This is a genomic window from Microcystis sp. M53603_WE2 (genome assembly GCF_030065435.1).
In genome coordinates, this window is record NZ_JASJFF010000409.1 from 1 (window position 1) to 4,868 (window position 4,868).

At 43.0% G+C, this 4,868-nt stretch carries 6 protein-coding genes; 2 read left to right on the plus strand and 4 right to left on the minus strand.

Features of this window, described 5'->3' with window-relative positions:
• The 4 genes from argH to PX481_RS08565 form a co-directional block, all read right to left on the minus strand.
• Window positions 1-819, minus strand: an 819-nt coding sequence (argH, locus tag PX481_RS08550) for an argininosuccinate lyase (protein ID WP_288094376.1), incomplete at its 3' end; no start/stop codon positions are given.
• A gap of 169 nt (window positions 820-988) precedes the next feature.
• Entirely contained in the window at window positions 989-1,192 is a 204-nt protein-coding gene (locus tag PX481_RS08555; RefSeq protein WP_052277410.1) for a hypothetical protein, read from the minus strand.
• Between the two features lie 106 nt (window positions 1,193-1,298).
• Window positions 1,299-1,910, minus strand: coding sequence for a class II aldolase/adducin family protein (locus PX481_RS08560; RefSeq protein ID WP_288094378.1), 612 nt, complete (start codon window positions 1,908-1,910; stop codon window positions 1,299-1,301).
• Entirely contained in the window at window positions 1,907-2,242 is a 336-nt protein-coding gene (locus tag PX481_RS08565; RefSeq protein ID WP_002759220.1) for a hypothetical protein, read from the minus strand. Before PX481_RS08565 ends, PX481_RS08560 begins: the two co-directional genes overlap by 4 nt.
• Window positions 2,243-2,501: 259 nt before the next feature.
• Here PX481_RS08565 and PX481_RS08570 point away from each other — a divergent pair, with 259 nt between their 5' ends.
• Window positions 2,502-3,395, plus strand: a complete 894-nt coding sequence (locus tag PX481_RS08570; protein ID WP_288094380.1) for a ferritin-like domain-containing protein — start codon at window positions 2,502-2,504, stop codon at window positions 3,393-3,395.
• 163 nt (window positions 3,396-3,558) lie between these two features.
• Entirely contained in the window at window positions 3,559-4,623 is a 1,065-nt protein-coding gene (locus PX481_RS08575; protein ID WP_002759222.1) for a pentapeptide repeat-containing protein, read from the plus strand.
• Window positions 4,624-4,868: the final 245 nt, after the last annotated feature.

The following is a 4,868-nucleotide window of genomic DNA, read 5'->3' on the forward strand; positions in this document are numbered from 1 at the left end:
ATCGGTGAGAGTGATAAAACTAAATTCTTGGGAAGACCAGAGAATCATTTCTTCGCTCAAACGGCTCAGGTGGACCATAATCAGACTAGCGGCCGTCATAAATTCAATGGCAAAATCTCGATCGCTGACTCCATCGAGACTATTGTTATACACCTGCTCAAAATCGAGTAAATTGGCACTGTAATGACGATCGATGGGAAAAGTCGTCCCCGCTAAAGCGCCACATCCTAGGGGCGAAATATTAGTCCTGGCGCGAATTTCTCCTAATCTTTGGTGATCCCGTTCGGCCATTTGAAAATAAGCTAGGAGATGATGGGCTAAACTAATCGGTTGGGCGCGCTGTAGGTGGGTATAACCGGGGATCAGGGTTTCCAGATGGTTTTCAGCGTGATTGACTAAAGCTTGCTGAAAATTGCGAATTTCTTGCCTAATATCATCGATTTGTTGTCTAAGATACAGACGAATATCCGTTCCTACCTGATCATTCCGCGAACGGGCCGTGTGCAGTTTTTTGCCCACATCTCCCACGATCTCGGTTAAACGACGTTCCACGGCAAAATGCACGTCCTCTTGATCGATGCCGGGGTTAAAGTTGCCGGTGCGGTATTCTTGACGAATTTGTTCCAATCCAGAGACGAGACTATCTGCTTCTTCGGGGCTGATAATACCCGTATAGGCGAGCATTTTGGCGTGAGCGATCGATCCGGTGAGATCATACTCGATTAATTCGATATCAAAGCCAATACTGGCGTTAAATTCCACGATCGTAGGATGGAGACTACCTTCAAAGCGATCGCTCCAAGTTTTCTTTGCTGTCACTGTTTTCGTTAGATTATTGTGGATAAAGTTAACCAAAATATGCTGGACAATTTTGGGGAATAATCCGGCGCTGATAGCATTACCGCTTCAGGTTAGAAAAATCTCCAACTCTACAAACATAAGAATAGCAAGAATTGCTCGCTCTGGCTGAATGCTGATAGGCGAAAAGCTAATAAGAAGTAAAACCTCGAAACATATAACCGACAATCAAACCGATTAATAGGGCCCATGCTTGCCCAGTTTTGACGAAATTTGAGAAGGATTTCTGGACATTCCCGATGATATCCACGTCTTGCTCCGAAATAGTCATCAAGACATTGGTAAGAGGCGAAAAGTCGATCGAGACAGATAGATGATGGAAGATGTCGATCACGATGGCATTCCTCAAAAACGAAAATCTACAGAACAAGTTAACATGAAAACGACTAAATTAAAACCACTTTTGTCTCCCTGGTGCTGAGTTGGAGGGGAGGTCACTTTCAAGATGATTGAGATTGCTGGTAATAGGCTAATAGTAAATTACCCGCTTTTGCTAAATTTTGCCCAAAGGCGATAATTCCTTCTTCATGACCACTCATCACTAAAATTTGTTGCTCCTCTAGACGATCTTCTTGACATAAACGGATAATTTCTGCGGCCATTTCTGGGGTTCCATAGGCGATATTTTCTTGGGTGGTCGGCACTCGATACATCAAATTTTGCCACAGGGGGCGATGGTGAATATGAATCACCCCATTAATCTGGGGATTCGCTTCATAAATCGCTGCATGGGTGAGAGTTTCTGAAGAAGCGGCGATTGTTCCCCGACAAGTGACCCGATTTTCTTTCCAATCGTAGTCTATAACTCTGGTGTAATGGGATTCATTTAATACCGGTATTCCCCCGGTGTTAGTGCCAGAAATAATAATTTCTTTGTCTATTTTCCCTCGTTGACTCACATTCCCAAAACCGATTCCGTTATCGTATTGACCGATTAATCCCAGTCGATAGAGGCGATGGCGCCAATAATTTAATTCTGCAATCTCTGAGCTTATTAAGGGATGGTCAGGAATCCAAGTACAATTGTATTTAACGTAGCCTTCGTCAATCATAGATTTTTCTGAAAATATTCGGGATAACTTTGACAAACTTTCTGCAAAAAGTCCTGGAGAGGATAGGAAATATTGGCGATATAATTATCTTTAATTACTTGGGAAAATAGGGGTAAAACTTCCGTGTCTAAGGCGGGGTTAAATAAGTTGATAGGTAGAATTAAATCGGAACATTCCCGCACATCAATGGTCTCAAAATTATCGGCTATAATTAACCAAAGAGGACGCACCCAAAGAGCCGAACGACTTTCGATCACCTGAATTACTTCTCCGTATAAAGTTCGATTTTTGCAGAATAAACTAACAATTTGATGGGGAGTGAATGTGTTCATAGACAATTCTAGTTTTCCTCGATCAGCTAAGACGCATTTTAACCGCTTATTCTTAGATTAGCCGAATCTCCCCCCAATCTCTTTACTGTTGCAAGAGTGCAAGAGGAAAGAGTATCTCATCTCCACAAGCAATTTAAATGCGCGGGCAGCTTATCTTTCACTGATCACTGAAAAAAGCTTGCCACTTGCCGCTCCCTTGCCAGATTGGGAAAAAACTCCGTTAGAATACGGGAAGCCGTTTACAAAACGATACAAAATCATGACCGTTGCTTACCCTCGTAAATTCAAGAAGACGATGAGCGCTCGCGACATCATGAAGCGTGTCATTAGCGATTGCGAAATTCATCTTGTCACCCTCAACCGTTACCGCTACAACGAACAACGTAGCTGTAAAGACCTGACCGAACTGATCGAAACCTTAGACGGACAACCAAAAGAACTGATCCAGGAGCTTTCCCGTCACGTCGCCGATGAGGCCCGCCATGCCTACTGGTTAACCGATTTATTAATCGAATTGGGGGCCGATGTGGGGAAACCGCCGGGGTTGTCCTATATCGATGAATTTGAACGTCTTCTCGATCAAGATCAATTCCAAGGCGAAGAACAAAGGGAAGATGGACTGATTGCGGCCCTAGCGGCAATTAACGTCACGGAAAAACGGGGATGCGAATACTTTGCCGCCCATATTTATGCCCTCAAAGCAGGGGAACAAACCCCGGAAAATCTGAAAATTCAGGAAACGATCGCCAAAATTTTTCCTGAAGAAGCGGGTCATGTGCGTTGGGGCAATCGTTGGTTAGCCAAAATTGCCCAAAAAAGCCCCGAACATCGGCAAAAAGTCGAAAAAGCTAAGGCCAAATACTCAGCGATCGAACAGGCCGCCTATGAATCGGGTATGGATATCACCCTGGGGGCAGAATTGCGCCGCGTCGGTCATTTAATGGAAATCGCCGCCACTATGCCGCTTTGGGAACGTCCTCAATATCTGATGGAACGTTTACCCCAATCCCTTCTCGACCCGAAATTACAATTATTCCGGGTAGAAGCGGCTCAAAAAGCCTGGAATCGTGATCCACAAATGTTTATGGAACGCTTTTTACCGATGTTTTTTAATGCGGACGGCAATATCGGCAAAAAAGAGAAAGTCAACTAATTTAACCTTGATTTTCAGGGGCAATCATTCAGCGATCGCCGAAGAAATGTTCAGCGAGGATCGAGAAAATCAGCTATTGTTTTAAATAGGGGTGAGTTCTCGGCTTTAGGGCCAGAGAAACACCACTTTTTTACTGTTTATTTTGGCTTTTCTTTTTTGGATTATGCGTCTTTTAGCTGCCTTCGATCGCTATCCCGATAGTGTATCGTTAACCCTAGAACCAGTAGCCACCGACTCGCAAAAATTTGATTTATATTTAACTTTACACCTACAAGCTCAAATTCAATCTCTCCTCGGCGGGGAAATCAAATGGGGTCTAAAAGGAGGAAAATTAGATTTTGTTTTAGTTAATTGTCACCTAACACCTAATCCTCTTTCTAGTCAAGAGTTATACATAAATCGTATTAATAATCATCAATGGCGGTTATCTTTCAAAAGTCCTCAGTCAATATTTACAGGAGCGATCGAAAGGATTAACCTAGGAACCGTCAGTGTGGAGGAAGAACCTTATCATCTCACGGTGCAATTTTCGCTGACGGCTGCCGATATCTGTATCACGGAAACATCGGGATTATGGAAACACGATCTAAGTCCCAATAAACATAGTATTTTAGAGCGAAAGTTAGCATTTTTCCTAATGGAAAATCAATTTTATGCTTTTTTGAGTCGTATTTCTTTGGGTTCATCGCAGGTAGAATTAGATACTGTTCTGGTTGAACCGCAACCGGCAGCATCAGAAAATTTAGAGAAATTGCAGGCACAAATCGAGGGAATTTATGCTTCTGTTACTGATGATTTTCTCGAACTGGCCCAATTAGCTGAACTGGATCCCCTAACGGATTTTACCGGGGCAAATCTCTTGGCAGCGGAATTAAGTGGCATATCTTTAGGCATGGCTAATCTCTATCAAGCGAATCTGCGGGGGGCCAATTTAACCGATGCTGATTTAAGTGAAATTAATGGCAGTCATGCTAGTTTTAAGGGAGCGGATTTAAGCGGAGCCTTATTAGCTAATGCCGATTTAAGTTATGCTGATTTTTACCGTTCTAGTTTGGCTTTAGCTAATTTAATTGGCTCCAATTTAGAAGGAGCTAATTTGGTTGAAGTCAACATCACTCAAGCGAATTTTAGCGGGGCAAAAGTGAAGGGGGCAAAGTTTGCCGATAATGTGGGTATGACCGAGGAATTGCGGGAAAATTTACGCTTGCGCGGGTCTTTCTGTGATTAGTCAACTATTTAGGGTTTGCTGAAAAAGTTTGTTGGTGGGGTTAGGAGTCAGGAGTCAGGAGTCAGGAGTCAGGAGTCAGTAGCTGGTCGTTTCAGGCTTTGTTGCCCTCTTTTTTTGTACCAATTTATGTACTACGAGAGGGATAATGCAAGGTTTTTGAGAGACCCAATCGGATTTTCGCAGCATGAACATAGGATTTTAACAGGTCAAAAGCCTTATTTTAAAAGGGTTTTACCATTATTCAG